At 60.6% G+C, this 23,193-nt stretch carries 20 protein-coding genes; 2 read left to right on the top strand and 18 right to left on the bottom strand.

The genetic code is table 11. The features are described from left to right. Positions 1-28: 28 nt before the first annotated feature. The 4 genes from hldE to msbA form a co-directional block, all read right to left on the bottom strand. Positions 29-1,453 (bottom strand): bifunctional D-glycero-beta-D-manno-heptose-7-phosphate kinase/D-glycero-beta-D-manno-heptose 1-phosphate adenylyltransferase HldE, encoded by a 1,425-nt coding sequence (gene hldE, locus AC06G5_RS02240; protein WP_413423243.1) that lies wholly within the window; start codon positions 1,451-1,453, stop codon positions 29-31. A 102-nt stretch (positions 1,454-1,555) separates the two neighbouring features. Continuing rightward, positions 1,556-2,161, bottom strand: a complete 606-nt coding sequence (gene cysC, locus AC06G5_RS02235; RefSeq protein ID WP_413423241.1) for an adenylyl-sulfate kinase — start codon at positions 2,159-2,161, stop codon at positions 1,556-1,558. Further along, entirely contained in the window at positions 2,154-2,858 is a 705-nt protein-coding gene (locus tag AC06G5_RS02230; RefSeq protein ID WP_413423239.1) for a sulfotransferase family 2 domain-containing protein, read from the bottom strand. Before AC06G5_RS02230 ends, cysC begins: the two co-directional genes overlap by 8 nt. Positions 2,859-3,042: 184 nt before the next feature. Continuing rightward, entirely contained in the window at positions 3,043-4,845 is a 1,803-nt protein-coding gene (msbA, locus tag AC06G5_RS02225; protein ID WP_413423237.1) for a lipid A export permease/ATP-binding protein MsbA, read from the bottom strand. A 154-nt stretch (positions 4,846-4,999) separates the two neighbouring features. Between msbA and AC06G5_RS02220 the strand changes: the two genes are divergently transcribed. Both AC06G5_RS02220 and AC06G5_RS02215 read left to right on the top strand, forming a co-directional pair. Further along, positions 5,000-6,865 carry an O-antigen ligase family protein gene (locus AC06G5_RS02220; RefSeq protein ID WP_413423235.1) on the top strand — a complete coding sequence of 622 codons (1,866 nt, stop codon included), beginning with the start codon at positions 5,000-5,002 and terminating at the stop codon, positions 6,863-6,865. After that, positions 6,862-8,076: an acyltransferase family protein gene (locus AC06G5_RS02215; RefSeq protein ID WP_480458928.1), complete on the top strand. Its 1,215-nt coding sequence runs from the start codon at positions 6,862-6,864 to the stop codon at positions 8,074-8,076. Before AC06G5_RS02220 ends, AC06G5_RS02215 begins: the two co-directional genes overlap by 4 nt. Before the next feature lie 72 nt (positions 8,077-8,148). Here AC06G5_RS02215 and AC06G5_RS02210 read toward each other — a convergent pair whose 3' ends face one another. The 14 genes from AC06G5_RS02210 to waaF all read right to left on the bottom strand — a co-directional run bounded on the left by AC06G5_RS02210 (position 8,149) and on the right by waaF (position 23,113). After that, positions 8,149-9,033 carry a glycosyltransferase gene (locus AC06G5_RS02210; RefSeq protein WP_085717381.1) on the bottom strand — a complete coding sequence of 295 codons (885 nt, stop codon included), beginning with the start codon at positions 9,031-9,033 and terminating at the stop codon, positions 8,149-8,151. After that, complete coding sequence (locus tag AC06G5_RS02205; protein WP_413423229.1) at positions 9,030-10,184, bottom strand: glycosyltransferase family 4 protein; 1,155 nt, start codon at positions 10,182-10,184, stop codon at positions 9,030-9,032. Before AC06G5_RS02205 ends, AC06G5_RS02210 begins: the two co-directional genes overlap by 4 nt. Then, positions 10,181-11,623, bottom strand: coding sequence for a PIG-L deacetylase family protein (locus AC06G5_RS02200; protein WP_413423227.1), 1,443 nt, complete (start codon positions 11,621-11,623; stop codon positions 10,181-10,183). Before AC06G5_RS02200 ends, AC06G5_RS02205 begins: the two co-directional genes overlap by 4 nt. Positions 11,624-11,631: 8 nt before the next feature. Further along, positions 11,632-12,528, bottom strand: coding sequence for an antimicrobial resistance protein Mig-14 (locus tag AC06G5_RS02195; RefSeq protein WP_413703681.1), 897 nt, complete (start codon positions 12,526-12,528; stop codon positions 11,632-11,634). Next, complete coding sequence (locus AC06G5_RS02190) at positions 12,528-13,658, bottom strand: glycosyltransferase (RefSeq protein WP_480458927.1); 1,131 nt, start codon at positions 13,656-13,658, stop codon at positions 12,528-12,530. Before AC06G5_RS02190 ends, AC06G5_RS02195 begins: the two co-directional genes overlap by 1 nt. Beyond that, a complete protein-coding gene (locus AC06G5_RS02185) occupies positions 13,642-15,399 on the bottom strand; it encodes a carbamoyltransferase family protein (protein WP_413423221.1) in 1,758 nt (585 codons plus the stop codon). Before AC06G5_RS02185 ends, AC06G5_RS02190 begins: the two co-directional genes overlap by 17 nt. A gap of 165 nt (positions 15,400-15,564) precedes the next feature. Further along, the gene (locus AC06G5_RS02180) at positions 15,565-15,900 is read right to left on the bottom strand and encodes a YceK/YidQ family lipoprotein (RefSeq protein ID WP_413423219.1); all 336 of its coding nucleotides are present in this window, start codon (positions 15,898-15,900) and stop codon (positions 15,565-15,567) included. A gap of 253 nt (positions 15,901-16,153) precedes the next feature. Next, positions 16,154-17,605, bottom strand: a complete 1,452-nt coding sequence (locus tag AC06G5_RS02175) for a lipopolysaccharide kinase InaA family protein (RefSeq protein ID WP_413423217.1) — start codon at positions 17,603-17,605, stop codon at positions 16,154-16,156. Next, entirely contained in the window at positions 17,605-18,357 is a 753-nt protein-coding gene (locus AC06G5_RS02170) for a lipopolysaccharide kinase InaA family protein (protein WP_413423215.1), read from the bottom strand. Before AC06G5_RS02170 ends, AC06G5_RS02175 begins: the two co-directional genes overlap by 1 nt. Then, positions 18,354-19,088 (bottom strand): lipopolysaccharide kinase InaA family protein, encoded by a 735-nt coding sequence (locus AC06G5_RS02165; RefSeq protein WP_413423213.1) that lies wholly within the window; start codon positions 19,086-19,088, stop codon positions 18,354-18,356. The genes AC06G5_RS02170 and AC06G5_RS02165 overlap by 4 nt, the downstream gene beginning before the upstream one ends. Beyond that, the gene (gene rfaP, locus AC06G5_RS02160) at positions 19,088-19,894 is read right to left on the bottom strand and encodes a lipopolysaccharide core heptose(I) kinase RfaP (RefSeq protein WP_413423211.1); all 807 of its coding nucleotides are present in this window, start codon (positions 19,892-19,894) and stop codon (positions 19,088-19,090) included. The genes AC06G5_RS02165 and rfaP overlap by 1 nt, the downstream gene beginning before the upstream one ends. After that, positions 19,895-21,016 carry a glycosyltransferase family 4 protein gene (locus AC06G5_RS02155; protein WP_413423209.1) on the bottom strand — a complete coding sequence of 374 codons (1,122 nt, stop codon included), beginning with the start codon at positions 21,014-21,016 and terminating at the stop codon, positions 19,895-19,897. Beyond that, the gene (waaC, locus tag AC06G5_RS02150) at positions 21,016-22,077 is read right to left on the bottom strand and encodes a lipopolysaccharide heptosyltransferase I (protein ID WP_413423207.1); all 1,062 of its coding nucleotides are present in this window, start codon (positions 22,075-22,077) and stop codon (positions 21,016-21,018) included. Before waaC ends, AC06G5_RS02155 begins: the two co-directional genes overlap by 1 nt. A gap of 1 nt (position 22,078) precedes the next feature. Then, positions 22,079-23,113: a lipopolysaccharide heptosyltransferase II gene (gene waaF, locus AC06G5_RS02145; protein WP_413423205.1), complete on the bottom strand. Its 1,035-nt coding sequence runs from the start codon at positions 23,111-23,113 to the stop codon at positions 22,079-22,081. Positions 23,114-23,193: the final 80 nt, after the last annotated feature.

Raw genomic sequence — 23,193 nt, 5'->3', positions numbered from 1 at the left:
TGGCAAGCCAGCTCCTACAAAAGCTGCGTTATTCAGACTTGCGGATCTTCTCGACAATCGCGGTGGTCGAGCTGTTTTCCACCAGCCCCAGCACTTTCACGGTACCGCCGTAGGCTTTCACGATGTCCGCGCCAACCACCTGGTCGATCCCGTAGTCCCCGCCCTTGACCAGCACGTCCGGCTTGACCGCGCTCAACAGGTTTTCCGGTGTGCCCTCCGGGAAGCTGATAACCCAGTCCACCGCGCCCAGACCGGCCAGCACCGCCATGCGCCGGTCGACGCTGTTGATCGGACGGCCCGGCCCTTTCAGTCGGCTGACCGATGCATCGTCGTTGATCGCGACGATCAGGCGATCGCCCTGGGCCCGCGCCTGTTCCAGATAGGTCACGTGGCCGGCATGCAGGATATCGAAGCAACCGTTGGTGAACACGATCCGTTCGTTGTGCGCACGGGCATCATCGACCGCCAGCAACAGTTGCTCAAGACCCAGCACACCGCGCTCGGAACCCTCCTCGCGCTGAATCGCACGACGCAGTTCCGGCGCACTGATGGCCGCCGTACCGAGTTTGCCGACCACGATACCGGCCGCCAGGTTGGCCAGGGCCACCGCGTGGGGCAGTTCTTCACCCGCGGCAATCGCAGCCGCCAGGGTGGAAATCACCGTATCGCCAGCACCGGTCACGTCGAACACTTCGCGGGCACGGGCCGGCAAGTGCAGCGCAGGATGATCCGGACGCAGCAGGGTCATACCGTGCTCGCCACGGGTCACCAGCAAGGCGCCGAGGTCCAGGTCGTGCATCAGCTGCGCGCCCTTGCTCACCAACTCGTGCTCATCGGCGCAACCACCGACGATGGTTTCGAATTCGTTGAGGTTTGGCGTGATCAGGCTCGCGCCACGGTAGATCGAGAAATCCTTGCCCTTGGGATCGGCCAGCACCGGAATGCCGCGGGCACGGGCGGCCTGGATCAGCGCCTGATGGTTTTTCAGCGCGCCTTTGCCGTAGTCGGACAACACCAGCACCTTGATGCCTTCGAGCAACTCATCGACCTGCGCGGCCAGCGCCAGCGCGTCAGTGGCGAAGGGCTCTTCGAAGTCGATACGCAGCAATTGCTGGTGACGACTCATGACCCGCAGCTTGACGATGGTCGGCTGGTGCGCAATACGCTGGAAGATGGCCCGCACGCCAGCGCCCTTGAGGCTGTTGACCAGGCTGTTGGCGGCTTCATCGTCACCCGTGACACCGACCAGCGAGGCCGGAGCCCCCAGGGCGGCAATGTTCAAGGCAACGTTGGCAGCGCCGCCCGGACGGTCCTCGATGTGATCGACCTTGACCACCGGCACCGGCGCCTCAGGAGAAATCCGTGAGGTACCACCATGCCAGTAACGGTCGAGCATGACATCGCCGACCACCAAGACAGGGGCTTGATCGAATCGCGGCATGGACAACTTCATGGTGCAACCCACATACAGAATGAACAGGGGCGCGATATTAACACAGGGTTGGTGTCGGCTTGTGCGGAGGCTGCAACGGGATGATTCGCCGGCTTTTATTGCTCATTTTTTGAGCAGAAAATCCGCCAGATGACGGCACGCTTCGCCCATTTCCAGCGCTTGCGTATCGATTTCGCACTCCGCATGCAGCGGCACCTCGTACGGACTGTCGATGCCTGTGAAATCCTTGATCCGGCCTTCCCGGGCAGCCCGATACAACCCCTTGGGATCACGTTGCGCGCAAACCGCAAGCGGCGTGCTCACAAACACCTCGATGAAGTCTCCGTCTGCAAACAATCGACGCGCCGCCTCACGTTCGGCCCGGAACGGCGAAATCGCCGCGACGATCACAATCAAACCCGCGTCGACCATCAGGCGCGCCACCTCGGCGGTGCGCCGGATATTTTCCCGCCGACATTCAGCCCCCATCCCCAGATCACGGCAAAGACCGGCGCGCAGGTTGTCGCCATCGAGCAAAAAGGTGTGCAACCCCTGTTGATTGAGTTGCAGCTCCAGGGCATTGGCCAGGGTCGACTTGCCGGCCCCTGACAACCCCGTCAGCCAGAGACAGCGCGGTGTCTGCGACTTGAGGGCCGCACGGTCTTCGCTCGACAGCAATAACGGGTAGGGCCTGATCGAGTGGCGAGACAACGGCGCGGCTTCATTCATATCCAAGCATCTCGTAATCACGCTGATAGACCCGCCGCACCAACCTGCGGGTGCGCACCGTGCAAAACTCGCGCGCAGGCATCGGGCGCCGCTGCTGCGACCTGTTCACGTGGGGCAGATCCGCCGGATAGTCCAACTGCTCGCAAATCAACCTGAAATCCCGCTCCAGGTGCTCCTGGTAGCCGACGAAATCCAGCGCCAGATGGCCCATGGAATCCGTCAGGAAATCCGTTTGCGCGGCGAAGTGCAGCTGTCGCTGGATCGTCTCCGGGTGCAGCCAGCGGCCGACGAAGTCATCAAAGTCGCGGTAATGGCTGACCAGTTTCTGTGCCGCGTGATCCCGTTTCCCCAAAGCGTTGCCCCGAAGGAATGCGTAAGCCGAGTAGGCCCTTTCCAGGGGATCGCGAACGAACGCGAACTTGAAACTGGCGGCAAACTGCTCGGGAAATTGCTGCTCGTACCAGTACAACGGCAAGTGGCCCGGGCTCCAGTCGTCGAACATGGCCGCACAGACACTACTACCGGCACATTTAGGGACGTGGATGAACAGGCAGGAACGCTGCTCGAAGGGTTTGGGGAAACTGACATTGGCCGACATCGACTTGTTCACCGCTTGACGGTCCACGACCGACAGGCGCCCCAGCAGAAAAGCCCGTTGCGGCTTGGGCAACAGCTTCCAGAGATAACGTTGCAACATCCAGACACCCGCGGGAAAGGGATGGCCCTCTCGATTCAAGTCAAAGTTCGTTCAGGAACCTTAACAAGCACGTTGCCGAGATTTATTCCGGTTTGGTCAAGAAGCGTAAAGGTCTGGATACAAATCACCGGACGCGTTGCACGTCGGGTGTGCGAAGGGGCGAGCCAGGCTCGCCCTTTCGGGGTCAGGCGATGTCTTCGGCCGGGGCGTCGAGGCCCATCGCATTGAGGCGCGAGTAGTAGCCGTTTTGCGCCAGCAGTTGCTCATGGGTACCGCGCTCGACGATTTTCCCCTGATCCATGACCAGGATCAGGTCGGCCTTCTCGATGGTCGACAAGCGGTGAGCGATCACCAGCGTGGTGCGACCTTTCATGACCTGATCCAGGGCTGCCTGGATATGCCGCTCGGACTCGGTATCGAGTGCCGAAGTCGCCTCGTCGAGAATCAGCAGCGGAGCATTTTTCAACAGCGCCCGGGCAATCGCCAGGCGCTGGCGCTGACCACCGGACAGCAGCACGCCGTTCTCCCCGACCTGGGTGTCCAGACCTTCGGGCAATTGGGCAATGAAGTCCATCGCGTAGGCATCCCGGGCCGCCTTTTCAATGTCTTCACGGGGTGCGCCGGCCAGGTCGCCATAGGCGATGTTGTTGGCCACGGTGTCGCTGAACAGGGTCACGTGCTGGGTCACCTGGGCGATATGCTGACGCAGGTTCAACAGCTTGTACTGTTCCACTTCGACGCCATCGATGAGGATTTCGCCCTTGTCGTGGTGATAGAAACGCGGAATCAGGTTGGCCAGGGTCGACTTGCCGCTGCCAGAACGTCCCACCAGCGCCACCATTTGCCCGGGCTCGACCGAGAAACTGATGTCATTGAGTACCTGACGCTCGGTTTCAGGGTAGGTAAAGCTGAGGTTGCGCACTTCCAGGCGGCCACTGACGGCATCACGCTCGACGGTGCCTGTATCGACTTCAGGCTCGACATCCAGTTGCTCGAAGATACTTTCAGCACCGGCCACACCCTTCTGGATGGTCGAGCTGACTTCGGACAGCTGGCGAATCGGCTTGGGCAGCAGGCCGGCCAGGGTGATGTAGGCCACCATATCGCCGGCGGAGGCATCGCCCCGCAGGAACAGCACCAGGAACATCAGCACGGCCATGGCGGTGTAGATCACCAATTGCAGCAGCGGCGTGTAGATGGCACCGGTGCGGGTCATGCGCAATTGTTTCTCGGTATTGCCCTGGCTGGCGTCGAAGAAGCGTTTCTCTTCGTACTTTTCACCGCCGAAGCTGCGCACCACGCGATAGCCCTGGATCGTTTCGGACGCCACATGCGTCACGTCCCCCATGGCCAGCTGGATTTTCTTGCTCTGCTTGCGGAATTTCTTGCTGGCCGTGCGCACCATGATGGCGATCAGCGGCAGGATGGCGACCATGACCAGGGTCAGGCGCCAGTTCATGAACAACAGCGAGGCAAACAGGAAAATCACCGTCATGCCTTCACGAATTACGACCTTGATCGCATCTGTTGCCGCCCCCGTGACCATGGTCACGTTGAAGGTGATACGTGAAATCAGGTGCCCCGAGTTATGCTTGTCGAAATACCGGTTTGGCAACACCAGCAGGTTGTTGAACAACTGGACCCGCAAGTCATGGACCAGGCCCAGGGAAACCTTGGCCAGGAAGTAGTTGCCCAGGTACGACCCCAATCCCTGCCACGCGGCGATCAGGATGATCAACAACGGCACCGCCTGCAGCAGTTGCAGGTCCCTGAGGTAGGGCACGGTTGGAAACAGCGCCGCTTCAGGGTTGGATAGACCGTCGACGAAGTACTTGAGAATGTAGCCCAGCATTGGCTGCGTCGAAGCGAAAATCAGAAAACCGACGATGCTGATCAGGAACAGGCTGATGTACGGCCGGACATAGCCGAGCAGACGGAAGTAGATTTTCAAGCTCGATGGGCTTGCGGAGAGACTGGAGTCGGTCATATCACGCGAATGTCGATGAAAAGGACGCTGACTTTAGCACAGCTTCCCCAGGGTTCTGGCAATCGCATACAGTCTGTGTATTGTGGCACGTCAAATAGCCACCAGATGTCTTTGCCTTGGTACGGTCGCTCAATTCAGGAATAAGTTACTCAGCATGCAATTAAACGCTTTGAACAGCACGTCCAACAGAATCTTCGATTTCATTTGTTTGTGGATCCTTCCGCTCGGTTATTTATTGCTGCTTTGTGCATTGTTTTTCCTGCCGGGGCGCAGTGTGCATCACAAGCTTTATTATGGCCTGTTCAGCATTCCGGCACTGATTGCCCTGTGCCTGCGTCCGCGGCTAAGCAAAGAACTGCTGCACGAACCGATCGTCATTGCAGCCCTGTTGTTTGTGGCGTGGGCACTGCTCAGCCTGTGGTGGGGGCCGGACGACGGCATTGACTTTGGTCAGTTCAAACCGCCATTGCATACCCTGTTCCTGTTCGTCGGCTGCTACATGCTGGTGCGCTATCGCAGCGAAATCATCCAGCCCCTGCTGTTCTGCGCCGCGACGGTGGCGCTGATCGTCTCTGCCTACAACCTGTACAGGTTCGGCCAGATCTACCAACCGGAAATGCGCCTGATCGGTGTAGGCGCGTTCGACAATCCACTGCTCAGCTCCCACGTTTTCGGCTTTTTCTGTACCTACTGGCTGAGCCTGAGCATGACCTGCAAGCGGCGCCAGGTACTTTGGCTGAGCATACCGGCGATGGCGATCATGTTCGCCGCAGTGCTGGCCACCGGTTCCAGGACTCCACTGGTTGCGCTGACGCTCGCTGCGCTGTGGTTGTGTTTCATCTGCTGGAATCGACGCTCGGTCCTCATGCTTGGCTCCATGTTCATCGCCGGAGCCGCGACTTTCGCGCTGTTAGCGGACAAGATCATCGAAAGAGGCAGTTCCTTCCGTATCGAGCTCTGGCAATTGACCCTGGACAGGATTGCTGAACATCCATGGATCGGCCACGGCTACAACGCCGAACTGATCCTGGACCCAGGCGTCGGCTATCCCCTCCAGGAGCCCCATAGCTTTGCCCTGGGCGTGCTCTACTACGTCGGCATTATTGGTCTGCTGCCATGGCTGTTCTTCCTCGCGTGGGGCTTCATCAGCAGCTGGCGCCATCGCGTGCAACCGCTGTTTATCATGGCCTCGGCCTGGCTGGCATTCGGTATCGGTGCGGGCCTGACCGAAGGTGGCGGGATTATCTCTCGTCCCAAGGAGCACTGGTTCCTGCTGTGGATCCCCTTGGCACTGATTGCCGCACTGAGCATGAATCAACGGGCCAGGCGCCTGCTGGACAGGCCGATCAGGACTGCAACGCCAAGCGCCCTGCAACAGTTGATTGCCGATGCCCGGGTCATCGAAGAAGATGGTTTGGGCCCCAAGGTCCTGCGCCTGACCGATGGCAGCTTTCTCAAGCTGTTCCGCCGCCGCCGCTGGTACACCTCGGGCAGTTTCACACCCTATTCCGATCGGTTTGCCATCAACGCAGTGCAACTGCGCGGCATGGGCATCCCGACACCACACATTCTCGACCTTTACCGGTTCGAAGACGGCAGCACCGCTGTGCACTACTCGCCCTTGCCAGGCAACACCCTGCGCCAGATCCTGCAAGGCATCACGGCCCCGGCAGTGCGCCAGGCACTGGTGGAGCGTTTCGGCAAATTCATGGCTCAATTGCATCAGCAAGGGGTCTACTTCCGCTCCCTGCATCTGGGCAATGTGCTGGTACTGGAGGACGGCGAGTTCGGCCTGATCGACCTGGCCGACCTGCGAATCTACCCTTCATCATTGAGCCCTTCCCTGCGCCGGCGTAATCTGCGCCACATGCAGCGCTACGCAGAAGATCGGCACTGGCTGTTCGAGGACCACTTCGAAGCGCTACTGCAGGGATACGCCGCAGCGGCTTCGAAAGCCGACGTGGATAATTTGCACAGGCAAGTGCTGGCCGGAAGTCCTCCGGCCCAGGCTCACCGATGACCGAAACCAACCCGCTTATCGCGATGACGGCCTACCTGCTCGCCATCGCGACCGCTGCGCTACTGCTGCGCACCGTGCCGAGATTCGCCCGACAGCTGGAGCATAGCGGTGAAAGCCGCTTTGCCGGCATCGACGGCTTACGCGGCTATCTGGCTTTCGGCGTGTTCGTGCACCACTCGATAATCACCTGGATCTTTCTGCAAACCGGCGTGATCGATTTTCCGCCGAGCAACTTCTACTCGCAGCTCGGCCAGGGCAGCGTCGCCCTCTTTTTCATGATTACCGGTTTTCTGTTCTGGGACCGTTTGCTCACCCACGGACGGCAACACGACTGGCTGGCGTTTGCAGTATCGCGGCTGTTTCGCCTCTACCCGCTCTACCTGCCGCTGATGTTGACTGTGTTTGTCAGCGTGTTCCATTTGCAGGGCTGGGAGCTCAAGGACTCGGTTATCCAGCTCATTGGCCAGACCCTGGCCTGGCTGACCTTCGACCGGCCAGACGTCAACCAGTACCACCAGACCGGCATGCTGATCTCCAATGTCACCTGGACGCTGGGCTACGAAGTGTTTTTCTACATGGCCCTGCCACTGGCCGCCATGCTGTTCATTTATCGTGGCGGCTGGGTGCAGACGGTGTTGTGCCTGATCGGCATCTACGCCCTGTACCAGGTGGTCGGCTGGGAACACTCGCTGAAGAAACATTTCCTGGCCAGCTTCCTCGGCGGCATCGCTGCGGCGTACTGGATTCGTCGCCCACAATGGGTCGCCTGGAGCTTGTCTCCGCTGGCGGGCATCATCGCTCTGCTCGCATTGGCGATCGCCTTTACCGTGTTCAACCGTGCATTCAACCTGGGAGCGTTGCTGCTGCTTTCACTGTTTTTTGTGATTGTGGCGTCAGGCAATACCTTGTTCGGCGCCCTGAGGCCACGCAGCATTCGCTGGCTCGGGGAAATCAGCTACAGCACGTATTTGCTGCACGGGTTCGTGCTCTGGATTCTGCTGCAGAGACTGCCGCCGGTATTGCATCTTGACGCCCGACAAGCCTGGGTCTTCCTGCCGCTGCTAGCCGTGTGCAGTTGCCTGCTGATCATCATCAGCAGTCTGACTTACCAGTACATCGAAAAACCAGGTATCAATGCCGGCAAGAAAACCCTGTACTGGTTACGCCAGAACAGGAAGCTCAGGAACGAGCCGGAGAAGACGGCTCAATAACGTTGAGCAATCGCCAGGGACATGTCATTGCGGACAATGCCATGTTTCCCCCCTTTGAATCCGGCCCCTGGCTCAGTCTTTCTCCAGCCGTGAGAAATACATCCGGCCCAGCCCACGCCAGGTTTTCCTGTTCCAGGCCTTGAACGGAATCTGCGCCAGCAACTCACGCGCCAACTTGCGATCGCGGTTGGCGGTCTTGAGGAACATGGAATTGAGAAACTTGTAACGCACCTCGTCATACAGCGGGTGATCGCTGAAGAGCGCATAGGTACGCAGGATGCTGTCGATCATGAAGCGGTGGTTCTTGTAGGAGTTGGTGGCGTGCTTGCGATAGCGCGCCATCAACACATTCAGGCCATCGATGAAATAACCGGCATGGGTCACCTTCAACTCGATCAGCAAGTCTTCCAGGCGAATGGTCGGGTCGAAACCGCCCACCTTCTCCAGCGCTTCGCGACGGATCATCAGGGTCGGTGCCGGTGGATAGGGCTTGCGCTCCAGGAACATGTCATCGAAGTCCAGGCGACGGAACGGCACATCCCGGCGCTGGCGTTTCTCCGGGTAAAGGTTACCGTCGGCATCGATCAGCTCGATGTTGCCGGCGCAAATGCCGACCTCGGGCTTGCCGTCCATATGAGCGACCTGTGTGGCGATACGCTCCGGCAACATGATGTCATCCGAACCGAACGGCACGATCAGGCTGCCCTTTGCCCGGGCAATCGCACCATTGAGGGTGTTGGTCAGCCCCTGGTTTTCCTGAACCCGGAAGTCGAAACCATGGATGGCCTGTAACGCCTTGATCCGCTCGACGCTGTCATCCTTCGAGCCATCATCGACCACCAGCAACTCAATGTTCCGATAGGTCTGGTTGAGGACGCTGAGAATGCTTTCCTCGATGTAAGGGGCGTGGTTGTACGACGCGATAATGACCGTGACGATGGGTTGCGCGTCGTTCATGGCTGTTCCTTGCGGGCCTGTTCCAGGCCGGAGTCGATCAGATTGAGGTATTCGCGACGGAATTCCTCGATGTCATGGTGTTGTTGCAGATAACGGAAGGCCTGCTCGCCCTTGGCCTTGAGCTCGTCATCCGACAGCCCGAGGTAAGTGTCCAGCGCAGCCTGCAGCGTCGGCACATCCTTCGGCATAATCGCCAGGCCACCGGCCCCCTCGATGAGCGGCAACATGGCCGGCACGTTCGAGGCAATCACCGGCAAATGCCCGCTCATGCCTTCAAGCAGCGCCAGCCCGAGGCCTTCGGCCAGGGAAGGCATGGTCCAGATGTCGAAAGCGCGAATGTACTGCAGGGCAATTTCCTTGAACCCCAGCAAATGGGCACGACCGCCGAGGCCGAGGCGGTCGATTTCCGCGGCCAGGCGTGACTCTTCGCGACCGGCACCAATGATCGCCAGCTGGGTATTCGGGTATTTGTCCTTGAGCGCGGCAAAGGCCTGCAGCAAATAGATATGGCCCTTGACCGGCACCAGTCGCCCCAACGCACCGATCAGCCGCACCGACGGATCGATGCCCAGCATTTCGCGGGCCTTTTCACGACTGTGTTGCAGACCTTCGGCTTGCTCGATGTCGATGGCATTGGTGATGGCGTAGGTATTCTGGTCGGTGAAGCCACAGTCACAGTCCAGCAGATACTGTTTCACCGCTGGCGACACGCCAACGAAGCGCCAGTGACGATCGATCAGGCGCTGGGTCTGGCGGCGCCGGTAAAAACGGTCGTACTCGCCAAAACCGTGGGAAATGCCGATGCACAACGGCACTTTCAACCAGCGGTTGAGCGCCAGCATCATGTTCACCGGCTTGAAGCGGTTGCAGATCACCACATCGAATTTTTCCCGACGGCAGAACTTGTACAGCTGCCACATCGCCCGCAGGCGCATGCCCTTGAGGGACTTGTCGGAAAACTCGAAGTACACCGAACGGTCGGCGCGGCTCACCGCTTCGCCCGGCCCGGGTTTGCCACGCAGAAACGCGGCGGTCACTTCATAGCGATCACCGGGCAGGGCCTTGACGATCTGCTCCGCGAGGTCGGCGAAATCATGGGCTTTGACGTTGTAGTCAGGCTGCAGTTGCAGGACCTTTGACCGCTGACTCATAACTCTCCCCGCTGAGAAACATTGCCTGGTGTGTGCTTGATGGACCACAAAAGTTCGTGGCGCCGGACTGCCTTGCGAAAGAATTCGTTCTCGCCATAGGTTGGCGGCAACCGGCCGGCCAACAACCGTTGTATCAACCGACGCAAGCGACGCTTGAATGGCATCGCCGGTTGCAGGTCGTGCATCATGCCTAACGCCATGGCTTTGTCCCGCTGTTGCTCAAGCGGCATCGACAGGCAATAAGGCTGCATCGGTTGGGTCGAATCGAAGGCCGGCGGCAAGGCGATGCCATCACCGCTGTCGCCCATCGGCCAGCGGTCGTTGTCGTGCAGGTGATTGGCGTAGCCCAATAGCGTGGTCGGCTGCCAGTCCAGGCCCTGCAAGGCTTCAAGGACTGCCGCCTGGGCACAGATATGATCGGGATGCGGATCCAGGGTCGGATGCGGCAGGACGATCACCTCGGGCCGGGCGCGCAGCAGCAACTCGCGCAGATCCGCCAGCAGATTGTTCCAGGTCGGCGCACCATCGGCATCGCCGGGCAGCGCGAAAGGATTCAACTGACGGAACAGCCGGGTATCGCTCAGGTCCGCTTCCCGCGATCCCGCCGCCACGGCAGGCGCGGACTGCATGCTTGCCAACTGCAGGCAGAAGTAACCCAGTTGTACGCAGTGAGCCTCGGGTACACCGGCCCAACGTGGCACGGCAATGCTGTCCCAGGTGCGCAGACGGCCTTTCAAGCGAGCCGCATCGACCTTGTTCAGGCCCATCTGCTGATAGTGTTCGGCTTCGATTTCACCCGCTGTCAGTGTGACGATCCAGGTTTCGTCGGCCTGACTGTACAAACCGTAGGCCGCCAGCTCGGCGTCATCAGCATGAGGCGCGATGACCATCACCCGCTGACGCCGGTAATCCGGATGCTCGAACGCCCACAGCACAGGCTCGCCAAACACGCGACAGAAATGCCCGCGCAAGCGCAGGTCACCACGCGACAGCGCCTGAGCCTGGCCACTGAGATTGAGGTAACGCAGGCCGTTTACACCGCGCTCGAAGGTTTGTCGGTCTGGGCTTTCACCCCCGATCAACTCGACCACCGGATCGATAAAACGTCCCAGCCAGGTGCTTTTTACCCGCAGGGCCAGCACCAGTGTCGCGTCGTCGACCAGCATCACGCCCTCGTCCAGCCGCAAATGTTCACCACTCAGGTGCACCTTGGGCTGTGGCGTGTACGGGGGAAAGCTGTACTGGTAATCGTCTTTCGGGGAGTAGAACAGATGATCGGCAAACCAGGCTTCGTGGGCAATCCAGCCCAGAACCGCCAGCACCAGCGGCAACCACCAGGCCACCAGCACCCCGATGACGATCAACAGCACCAGCGCTATCAACAGGCCGATACGTTTATTGCGCCGATGACGCTTGAGCAGTTGCTGTTTGCGGCTCATGGCTTGGCTCATACGGTGAAGACCGGCACAGAGTTGCACCAGCGATCCTTGTACTCACGGTCGGCACGACCGAAGGAAAAGCGCAATGGTTTGTCCTGCGCCCGGGCATGCTCCCAGGCGCTTTGCGTATTGAGAAAACTCAGCACGCTGCCGGGGCTGAACTCACGGGTTTGCGGATCGACCCCACCGTTGATGTACTCGACGCTGATCCATTGCGGGGTTTCGACGCGGTACACCAATTGAATCGCAATCGGCGCATCGTTGAGGAAAATCACCGAACCGATCAGCAACTCGCGCAGCAACTCGATGACGTCGGCCATGCGTTCGGCCCCCGTCGCCGGGAAGCCCCAGCGGCGCTGGAACAGGTCGCAATAAATAGCCGCCAGCTCCGCGCTGGAAAATTCGGACACCGGTCGCACCACGCCACCGGCCTCCTCCAGCAAGCGCAATTCGCGGCGCTGGTTATAGCGAAACTTTTTCGACAGTTCTTCGGGGGTGCGGGCCATGGCCAATTGTTCGGCTTGCAACCTGATGCCAGTGAAACGGCCTTCGTTCAGCGCCGACAGATACCGCGCGCGATGGCGCAAAGGCGCCGTGGCATCGGCAGCGGCCGGCAGGATGATTTCGGCGTTGCCCAGGTCGAACAGACCTTTTTTGCCGCGACGCTTGAGCACGTCCTTGGACAAGGCCAGGTCGCGCCCCCAGGTCGGGATCGCCGCCTTGATCTCACCACCCTGCAACCAGGCCAGGTAGCGCACCGGAATGTCGGCCAGTGTCGCCAGCCGCTCGACCACCATGGGATGAGTCGCGACGCTGCCGCCATATCGTTGCCAGGTTTCGGCGTAAGTCGAGGCGTCGACTACCGCCCAGCCACGCTCGCGCCAGCCTTGAAATCGGTTGAGCATCAGCCCCTCTGTGCCAGTTCGGTAACGTGTGGCAAATGCCAGAAAGCATCGCGCACCGCTCGGTCGGAAAAGCGCTCGCGCAAGCGTTCGAGCATCAACTCGGCACACTGTCGGCGTTGCTGATCATCCATGCCGGCCAGATGTTGCAGCCCCTGGGCCAGATGTCCGGCATCGCCCAACGGGAACAGGATGCCCACGCCTTCGACCACTTCCTTCGCTCCGCCGCAGGCCGTGGCCAGCAAGGGTACGCCGGCGGCCATGGCCTCCAGCAGCACCATGCCGAACGGTTCGTGATCGGAACTCAGGGCAAACACATCGAAGGCCCGGAAATAGTTGCGCGCATCCGGCACCTGACCAAGGAACAACACTCGGTCACCAATGCCAAGCTGACGGGCCTGAGCCTTGAGCTTTTCCTCCAGGCGCCCCTTACCGAGAATGACCAGCTGGCTGTTGCCCGGCAACCTCGGCAATGCCTCGGCGAAACCCTGCAGCAGCGTGGCCTGGTCCTTGTCCGGATGCAGCCGTCCGACGTTGCCGACGATCCAGGCATCCGCCGCCAGACCGAGGGTTTCCCGGGCCTCGCGAGCCGACACTTGCGTGGCTTGCAAGGCATCCACGTCGATACGGTTGTACAACGTCTGAATTCGCGAAGCCGGCCACTTCGGCAGGCAATTACGCATGTCGTCGCGCACCGCGTCGGACACGCCGAGCAGACTCAAACGCTTGCGAAAAATATGCGCAAACAGCTTGCGGCTGCCGCGTTTGTAGTCGTCAAACCCGTGGTGCACGCCAATGACCGGCAACGACGTACCGAGCAAGGCGATATAGATGGGTTTGAAGCGGTGAGCGATGCAGAAACTGAAGTTGCGCGACGCGGCGATCTTGCGCAGATCGCCGATGGCTCCCAGCTTCAGGCCGCGAATGGCCTTGGAGCTGTACTCCATGAACAGCACTTCATCGGAAGCGCAGCCCGCGGCGACTTCGGCATCGGCGGCCCCGGTGAGAAACACCGTGGTCACACGATAACCGTTCCCCGCGAACAGACTGGCGTACTGCCGTGCGCAGTCCAGGAACGGCCCGTCATAGCCGTGGCAGAACTGCAGCACATGGCGTTCAGCCGAACGTGTCATAGGCGTTCGCGCCCTCTTTGACCACCAGGATGTCTTCCATGATCAGATACTGTAGATCCGAACCGAAGAACATATTCAGCGCATCGGTCGGCGAGCAGATCATCGGTTCGCCGCGACGGTTGAGCGAAGTGTTGAGCGACACGCCGTTGCCGGTGAGCACTTCCAGCGCTTTCATCATGTCGTAGTAGCGCGGGTTGTATTCGCGCTTGAGCACCTGGGCGCGGGAGGTACCGTCTTCGTGGACGACTTCCGGCACGCGGGTTTTCCACTCTTCAGCCACTTCGAAGGTGAAGGTCATGAACGGAGCCGGGTGATCGATCTTGATCATCTGCGGCGCCACGGTGTCGAGCATCGACGGGCAGAAAGGCCTCCAGCGCTCGCGGAACTTGATCTGGTGGTTGATGCGGTCGGCCACGCCGGCCACGCTCGGGCAACCGATGATCGAGCGACCACCCAGTGCACGCGGACCGAACTCCATGCGGCCCTGGAACCACGCCACCGGGTTGCCATCGACCATGATCCTGGCGATCTGCTCCGGCATGTTGTCGAGCTTGCGCCAGGCTGGCTTATTCTCGTGACGGGCACACGCAGCGATAACATCTTCGTTGCTGTACGACGGGCCGAGGTAGACGTGTTCCATCTTCTCGACCGGTACGCCACGGGCGTGAGACACGTAGGCCGCTGCACCCACCGCGGTACCGGCATCGCCGGACGCCGGCTGTACGAACAGCTCCTTGACGTCGTCGCGGGCAATGATTTTCTGGTTGAGCTTGACGTTCAATGCACAGCCACCGGCGTAGGCCAGCTTGCCGGTTTCCTTGAGCACGTCGCCCAGGTAGTAATCGATCATCTGCAGCGCAATTTTTTCGAACAACGCTTGAATGCTGGCGGCGTAGTGGATGTAAGGCTCGTCGGCGATGTCGCCTTCGCGCTTGGGACCCAGCCACTCGATCAGCTTCGGCGAGAAGTAGTAACCCTTGCCCTTCTCTTTGTAGCGACGCAAGCCGATGACGTTGGCGTAGTCGGTGTTGATCACCAGCTCGCCGTTTTCGAACGAAGCCAGGCGCGAGAAATCGTATTTGCTGGCGTCGCCGTACGGCGCCATGCCCATGACCTTGAACTCGCCATCGAGCATATCGAAACCGAGGAACTCGGTGATCGCGCCGTACAGGCCGCCGAGGGAGTCCGGATCGAAGAATTCCTTGATCTTGTGGATCTTGCCGTTTACGCCATAACCGAAGAAGGTCGTGGCGTACTCACCCTTGCCGTCGATCCCGAGGATCGCGGTTTTCTCTTTGAAACCGGAGCAGTGATAAGCGCTGGAGGCGTGGGCCAGGTGGTGTTCGACCGGCTCGATCTTGATCTTCTTCGGATCAAAACCCAGTTGCTCCAGGCACCAGACGATCTTGTTGCGATAGCGCTTGTAGCGACGGTTGCCCATCAGGATCGCGTCGAGTGCACGGTCCGGGGCGTACCAGTAACGCTTGGCGTACTGCCAGCGGGCCTTGCCGAACAGGCTGATCGGGGCAAACGGAATCGCGACCACGTCAACGTCGGACGGCTTGATACCGGCCTGTTCCAGGCAGAACTTCGCCGATTCGTAGGGCATGCGGTTCTTTGCATGTTTATCGCGTACGAAGCGTTCCTCTTCAGCCGCCGCGACCAGCTTGCCGTCGATATACAGGGCTGCGGAAGGATCATGGCTAAGGGCGCCGGACAGGCCAAGAATCGTCAATGCCACAGGGGTCTAGCCTCTTTAGTCTGCATGCAGGCGCAAGCGCCTCAAAAATTAATGTGCCCTCGCAATGGGCGAGAGACAGCTAAAGGGCGGGATTATAGCGTAAAAGCAGCGGCAAGCCTCTAGCCGCAAGTGGCAAGCCACTACGGCGCGGACCTCGCGGCATTTTCATCCGCGCGCAGGTCGCCAATAGACAAGGATATTGCCGTCCACGCTTTGCCGGTAAATCGTGTATGGCAGGACAACGGTGTCCAGCGCGCCAGACACGGCCAGGTCCACCAAAACGAACGGCACAAGAATACCCGTAGGGTCTGGCGGTGCATTCAAAACACAGAAGTCGTAAGCCAAGCCGCTATAGACCCGGGGAATGGACTGGCAATAGGTCTTTTGCCTGCGCAACCCCTGCGCTGCTTCGGCTTCATCCTGCAGGACGGTGGCGGCGGTCCCGCAGCCCATTAGCGACACGGTTAAGACACCTGATGCAACTGCCATTTTGATCGTCACAGCCTGCCCTCCGGGAACGTCAGGCAAACTAGCATCGGGGAGATTGTGGCCACAGTTCATGGCTTCCCAAGATCGCGTAGGACGGTTCACAGGAACTTGTGTGCTTTCTCGGCTGACAGTTCCGGCCTCTTCGCGAGCAAGCCCGCTCCCACATTTAAACTGAGGTGCTCACAGGTTTTGTGTTCACCAACAATCCTTGTGGGAGCGGCGGTGCGGCGATCCGACTTGCTCGCGAAAGGGCCGCAGGCCCGATTCAGTCAGCGCTGGAGATGTCTTTGGGTAGCCGCTGATCAATCACCTGATACAGCGCGCTGCTTTCAGGCCAATTGCGCATGAACCGCGCACGGTCCCTTGCATATGCCGGGGCGAAACTGCCAAGGGAGGCGTGCTGGCACATCGAATCGAGGTCGATCAACGCCCAGCGGTCTCGCTGCCAGAACAGGTTATGGCCCTTGAAGTCGCCATGGCTGATGCGCTCACGAATCAACTCGGCGAACAGATGATCCAGCGCCGCCAGCTCGGCTTCCGGTGCATCGCCCTGCTCCACATACGGCGCAAAACGTTCGATGATGTCCGGCCCCGACAGATACTCGGTGATCAGGTAAGCCCGGCTGCGCAGCCACAGAAAACGCTTTTCCAGCAACGCCAGCGGCTTGGGTGTGGCAATCCCGAGGAACGCCAGGCGGTTGCCTTCGCGCCATGAATGCCAGGCCCGGCTCGGGCGCCAGAAGCGCTTGAGCCAGTGGGCGAAACCCTTGATGTTGTAGCGTTTGATCACCAGCGTGCGGCCATCCACCTCGACCTTGCCGACGCTCGCCGCACCGCCGGTCTTGTACAGATGTCCCTGGTCGAGCAAGGCATCGGCCTGCTCCAGCACCGCCAACATCGACGACTCTTCCTCGCGGCGAATCGCCCGCAATCCGAAGGCCCCGCGCTGGACGCTGAACAGAGTGCACTCACGGCCGACCTTGATCAGGAAGTCCTTGAGGCGCCAGCTGCGGACCTTGTCGATCTGCTTCTGCAACGCTTCCATGGGCAAGGCGTGCTCGCCGTTGCTGAGCAGGTAATACACCAGCAACTCTTCAATGAAAGGCTCGATCGACTTCGGTAGCTGGGCGAAGAACACCCCGAGGTTTTCCAGGACCTTCTGCCGTGACAGCGGCTGGCCGGGCGTCTCGCAACAGATACCCGCGCCATCGATCAGGTACAGGCGACCGCCCTGACGCAGCAAGTTGTCCAGGTGCAGGTCTTCCTGCCACAGGCCCTTGCGATGCATCTGGCCGATCGCCCCCAACGCCTCGGCCAACACCGCCCCTTGCCCATCGGACAGTACGGGCTGCTGCTCAACCTGCTTCCAGGTGTCGCCCAGGCTTTCGGCCTGCTCAAGGAAATCAAACAGCAGCCAGCCACCCTCGCCGTCCTTCAGGCCATCGGCCAACAGCTGCGGCGTGGTCAGCCCCTGGGCGGAGAGCAGGCGCACGCCATCCAGTTCACGCTGAAAATGCCGTGCAGCCTTGCCGCCGACCAGCAATTTGGCCAACACCGGCCGGCCACGCCAGACGCCGGCACCGACATAACGCTGCCCCGGCAAGACCCGCAACAGGCTCAGCAGTTGCAGCTCGGCGGGGCCGGCGGCATCGGCCAGCGATACGCTCAGCGGCAATACGGGATTGCGGCCAGCAGCCTTCAGTTCTGACAAACGCATCAGCGTGGCCTCTTTTGACTGCGCCGCACGGTCAAACGCTTCAGCCAGCTGTCGACCAGCGAGCTGTCCTGCGGTTGATCCAGATAGGCTGCCAGTAATTGCCGCAGTTGCGACTCGCCCCACTCGGGCGCGCGACGCGCCAGGGGTTCCAGGTCCTTGATCCGGTCACGCTGCCCATACAGCAGAGGTCGGGTCTTTTCCAGATCGATCAATTGAGCCTGATAGCCGTTGCCGGTGGCGCGCATGAAAATATGCTTGGGATAAAAGCACCCATGCACCTGACGTGCAGCGTGCAGCTGCCTGGCCAGTTCGCCACTGGCCTTGAGGATTTCCGAGTGCTGCTCAGGGCTCAATTCATCCCAGCGCTGCAGCAGCGACTCGAGGTCGTCCCAACCGTCCAGGGCGCGGGTCAGCAGAATCGAGCGCACTTCGCCATTAACCTTGCGCTCCCCGTAGAACACCGCTTCCAGCGCCGGAACCCCCAACTTCCGGTAACGGGAGATGTTGCGAAACTCGCGAGCGAAACTCGGCTCGCCGAAGGGGGCGCGTAACGTACGGGTCAGATAGTTGCTTTGACGCTTGAGGTAGAAACCATGACCTTCCAGATCCAGCCGAAACACACTGCTCCAGCCCCCGCGACCGGTGTTGGGTTCGTCCACCGCATCGAGTTGCCTGGTCCAGAGCGCATCGAACGTGCCGAGGCCATGGCGCTCAAGCAGCGCACGGTCTTCAGCGGCCAGAAAATCAGTCATTCGCGCCCCTCGAAAAATCTCAACACATGCCGGATGCGTTTTTTGTCCGCCGCGTTGAGCCGGGTCCGGTTGCGGTATTGCAGGTAAAAGCGCAGCCGCTGGGTCGCCGACAGTTGATACTTGGCAACCTTGTCCAGGCACGCCAGATCCTTGGTGATGCGGTACTTGAGCCAGAAACCGCGCCAGAAATCGCCGTTGGGGCAATCGATCAAAAACAGTCGGGCCTCATCGTCGATCAGCAAGTTGCGCCACTTCAAGTCGTTATGGGTGAAACGGTGGTCGTGCATGGTCCGGGTGTGCTGGGCCAACTGACGACTGACAGTATCGACCCACGCGCGATCCGATAGTTTCGGATCGCGTCGCTCGGCCAGTGCCGACAAGTCTTCGGTACGCGGCAGTTCCCGGGTAATCATCGCGCCGCGAACGTAGGCCACACCCCGCCGCTCCAGCCCCCAGGCCACCACGTCGGCAGTGGGGATACCCCACTTGGCGAAGCGCTTGAGGTTCTGCCATTCCATCTTCACCCGAGGTTTGCCCAGGTAACGCCGCAAGCCCCTGCCAGCACCCACGTAGCGCTTGACGTAATAGTTGACGCCATTGCGCTCGACACGGATGACCTCCGAAAGCAGGTCACTGGTGATTTGCTCGCCTTGCAGCGCAAACACGGCCTCGAGGCTGCCAAAGTCACCGGCCAGGTCACTGTAGGCCGGCTCCAGTCTCCAGCCCGACATCAGAGCGCATCCCCGTATCGCTGTTTACGCTCGTAGAGTTTGTTGGCCTTGCCATCGAGCCATGCCAGCAAAGCGGCCTCTTCACTCAGGATCTGACGCAGCGGCTGCTGGAAATAGCCCCTGAGGAAACGCAGCTTGTCGCGGCGGGTCAGGCCGATGTCCAGCGCGGAAAAGTACAGGGCCGCCAGGTCCTTGTTGCGCCAGCGCGAAGTGATCGCCGGACGGGTCTGGGCGCGGTGCAGGTCGATCACCGAGAGCTTGAAGTCGTCTGCGGTCACCGGTTTGTCGGTGTGCAGCAGGAAGTGGCAGATGTAGCAGTCGCGGTGGTTGACCCCGGCGCGGTGCATCATGCCGGTCATGCGTGCAACTTCAGCGATCAGCGCGCGCTTGAGCTTTGGCTCGGGCGGCTGTTTGATCCAGTTAATGCTGAAATCTTCGAGGCTGACCGTGGGCGCCAACTCTTCGGTGACGATGAATGAGTGCTGGTCGGCCGGGTTGCTGCCCTTCTCGCCATACGCGACAGCGGTCATGGTCGGCACGCCAGCTTCCTTCAGGCGCTGAATGGCCTGCCACTCCTGACCGGCACCCAGTACGGGAAGCTTGGCCGTGGCCAGGTTCTTGAAGATTTCGCCCCAGCCGATGCCGCGATGGATTTTCACGAAAAACCCGTTGCCGTCGACTTCCGTGCGTAACGTCCGGCGTGCTTCCAGCTCGCGGTACACCTCGCCCTTGAGCCCCTCGACTTCAGCGAACGGGTCGCGTCCGGCCCAGAGGCTCTTGAACGGTTCAGCCAGCATCAACTTCATTTAAGCGTGCTCCGCCAGAATCACATCGGCCGCGTGCTGCGGCATGCTGTAAAGGTCGGCCGTCTCGGCGTAGGCCAGACCATTGCGGCTCCAGGCCGCCCTTGCTTGAGCGTCGTTCAACATGCCGGTCAGGTACTGCGTCAGCTGTGCCTGATCGAACGGTTCGTCCAGCACCAGGCCAGCATCGGCCTCGGCGATGTAATGGGCGTAACCACACACCGCGCTCACCAGCACCGGCAAGCCGGCCACCAGTGCTTCAAGCAGCACGGTGCCGGTATTTTCGTTGTACGCCGGGTGGATCAACAGATCGGCCCCCAACAGGAAACGCGGGATATCGCTGCGCCCCTTGAGGAACGTGACGTTGTCGCCCAGCCCCAATGTTGCACTCTGCATCTGGAATAATTTGGGGTCATCCTGGCCAATTACAAACAGCCGCGTGCGCTTCCTCAACTCGGCAGGCAATGCCGCCAGTGCCTTGAGGCTGCGGTCCACACCTTTGGTCTTGAACCCGGAGCCGATCTGCACCAGCAGCAGTTCGTCGTCCTTGAGATTGAACTCGGCACGAAACCCTGCACGAATTTCATCGGCATCGGCCGGCCGGCGACGGTCCTGGGCGATACCCGGTGGCAGCAGGTGGAAACGCTCCAGTGGCGTGTCGTAATGCTTGATGAACAGCGGCTGCTGGACCTCGGAAATCATCAACACTTCGGTCTTGGCACCCTTGGCGAACACCGCCCGCTCGTATTCGGCGAAGTGGCGATAGCGGCCCCAGCGGCGATACAGCGAATTGCGCAAGTTCTGCGCCTTGTCTTCGAAGCAGCCGTCGGCGGCGTAGTAGACGTCCAGGCCCGGCATCTTGTTGAAGCCGATCAGGCGGTCGACCGGGCGCCGGGCCAGGTCCGCCTCCATCCATTCGCTGAGCTTTTCGTTGCGTCGATGGTTGAAGAACGCCTTGACCGGCGCCACCAGCACTTCGAAACCCGGCGGCACTTCGCCTTCCCAGATCAGCGTGTAGACGCGGATCTGATGGCCGCGCTTCTGGCACTCCAGGGCGATGCGCATGAAATCGCGCTGCAAGCCGCCAAACGGAAAATATTTGTACAAGACAAATGCCAATTGCATCAGCGCAGCTCCTCAGCCATTAACAACGTGCTCAGTCGGCTGGCGACACGCTCGGGGTTCAGACGCGTGAAGCACAACGGCCACTCGCGTTTCAGGTCAAATTGACGGGCATCTTCGGCCGTCGGTTGATAGGTACATTTCTTTTGCAGGCACGGCGCGCACGGGAAGTCGCTGGCCATGTGAATCTGCACCTTGCCGTAGGCGCCGGTCAGGCCCGGATTGGTCGGGCCGAACAGCGACAGCGTCGGCACATCCAGCGCGGCGGCCAGATGCCCCAGGCCGGTGTCCACTGCCACACAAGCTTGCGCGCCGGCCAGCACCTTGCCGACCCCTGCCAGATTCAGTTTTGGCAGCACTTCGGCGTGCTTGAAACCCGCAGCGATACGCTCGGCCCGGGCCTTCTCCTGCGCATTGCCCCAAGGCAACTTCACGCCGACGCCAAGGTAGCCGACCCGCTCGGTCAGCTCGCGCCAATAGGCTTCGGGCCAGTGTTTGGTGTCCCAGGTGGTGCCATGCAGAAACACCACGTAAGGGTTCTTGCGCGGCAATTCCACCAGGCGCTCGATATTCAGCCCGTAGTCGCCCAGGCCTTTGGGCAAGTCATAGCCCAGCGCGATGGCGAACAACTGGCGCACTCGCTCCACCGCGTGCTGCCCGCGGGCAACGGCCAGGCGTCGATCATAAAAGCGCGCAGCAATGGGCTCGCGTGCGGAGCTTTTATCGAGGCCGGCCACCGGCGCCTTGACGTAACGGGTCAGCCAGGCGCTTTTCAGCAAGCCCTGGGCGTCGATCACCAGGTCATACTTGGTGGCGCGAACGCTTTGCTTGAAGCGCTTCCACTCGCCGCTCTTGATGGTCTGCCAGATGTTTTTGCGCCAGCGACGGATCGCCACCGGAATCACCTTGCCCACCGCCGGGTGCCAGGTCGGGATCTCGGCAAAGCCTTCTTCCACCACCCAGTCGAATTTGATGCCGGGAATCGCCCGCGCCGCGTCAGTCAACGCCGGCAACGCGTGAATGACGTCGCCCAGCGAAGAAGTCTTGATCAACAGAACCCGCAAGCTATTTGACCTCGACCACGGTGCCCTGCAAACGCTGCAAGGCTTCGTTCACCGCTTGCGGCATGAGCTGGCGCAGGCAGTTGTAATGGCCGAACCGGCACGTGCGGTCGAAGCATGGGCTACATTCAATGCCCAGGCGCACGATCTCGACATGCTCGGCCAGCGGCGGCGTGAAGCCCGGCGACGTCGAACCGTAGACCGCCACCAGCGGGCGGTTCAGCGCGGCGGCGACGTGCATCAGGCCGGAGTCGTTGGACACCACCGCATCGGCACAGGACAGCAGGTCGATGGCCTCGGCCAGCGAGGTGCCGCCGCTGAGGTTGACCGATTCTTCGCGCAGGCCGGGAATCAGCCGCGCTCGGATGTCTTCGCCCACGGCGTGATCGTTTTTCGAACCGAACAGCCAGACTTGCCAGCCTTCGCGGATCTTCGCTTCGGCGACCTTGGCGTAATGCTCGGACGGCCAGCGCTTGGACTCGCCAAACTCGGCGCCAGGGCACAGGGCCAACACCGGACGGTCGAGGGCCAGGCCGAACTTGGCCAGAGCCGCCTCGCGGGTGACCGGGTCGATCTGCAGCGCCGGACGCGGATAGGGTTTTGGCAGCTCGACGCCCGGCTCGCAAGCCAGGGCCATGAAGCGCTCGATCATCAGCGGATAACGATCTTTATCCAGCGTGCGTACGTCATTGAGCAAGCCATAGCGCAATTCGCCACGCCAGCCGGTGCGTTTCGGGATGCCAGCAAAGAACGGCACCAGCGCCGACTTCAGGGAATTGGGCAGCAGGATCGCCTGGTCGTACTGGCCGGCCAGGGATTTGCCGATGCGCCGGCGCGTCGCCAGCTCCAGGACACCGTGACCGAGCGGAAAGCTCAAGGCCTGGCGAACTTCGGGCATGCGCTCAAGAATCGGCCGGCTCCACTCGGGGGCCAGCACGTCGATTTCGCATTGCGGGTGGCGTTGTTTCAGACACTGGAAAAGTGTCTGCGCCATCACCATGTCACCGACCCAACTGGGCCCAACGATCAGAATTTTCATGTGGTTTCCATAAACGAACCGGGGAGGCCTACGCCTCCCCGCCTCGAGAATTCTACAGAACAACGTAAATCTACTGTAGG

The sequence above is a fragment of the Pseudomonas sp. WT-JTC genome, from assembly GCF_056711565.1.
The sequence above is the reverse complement of the archived record's forward strand: the minus strand, read 5'-3'. Positions and strand labels throughout refer to the sequence as shown.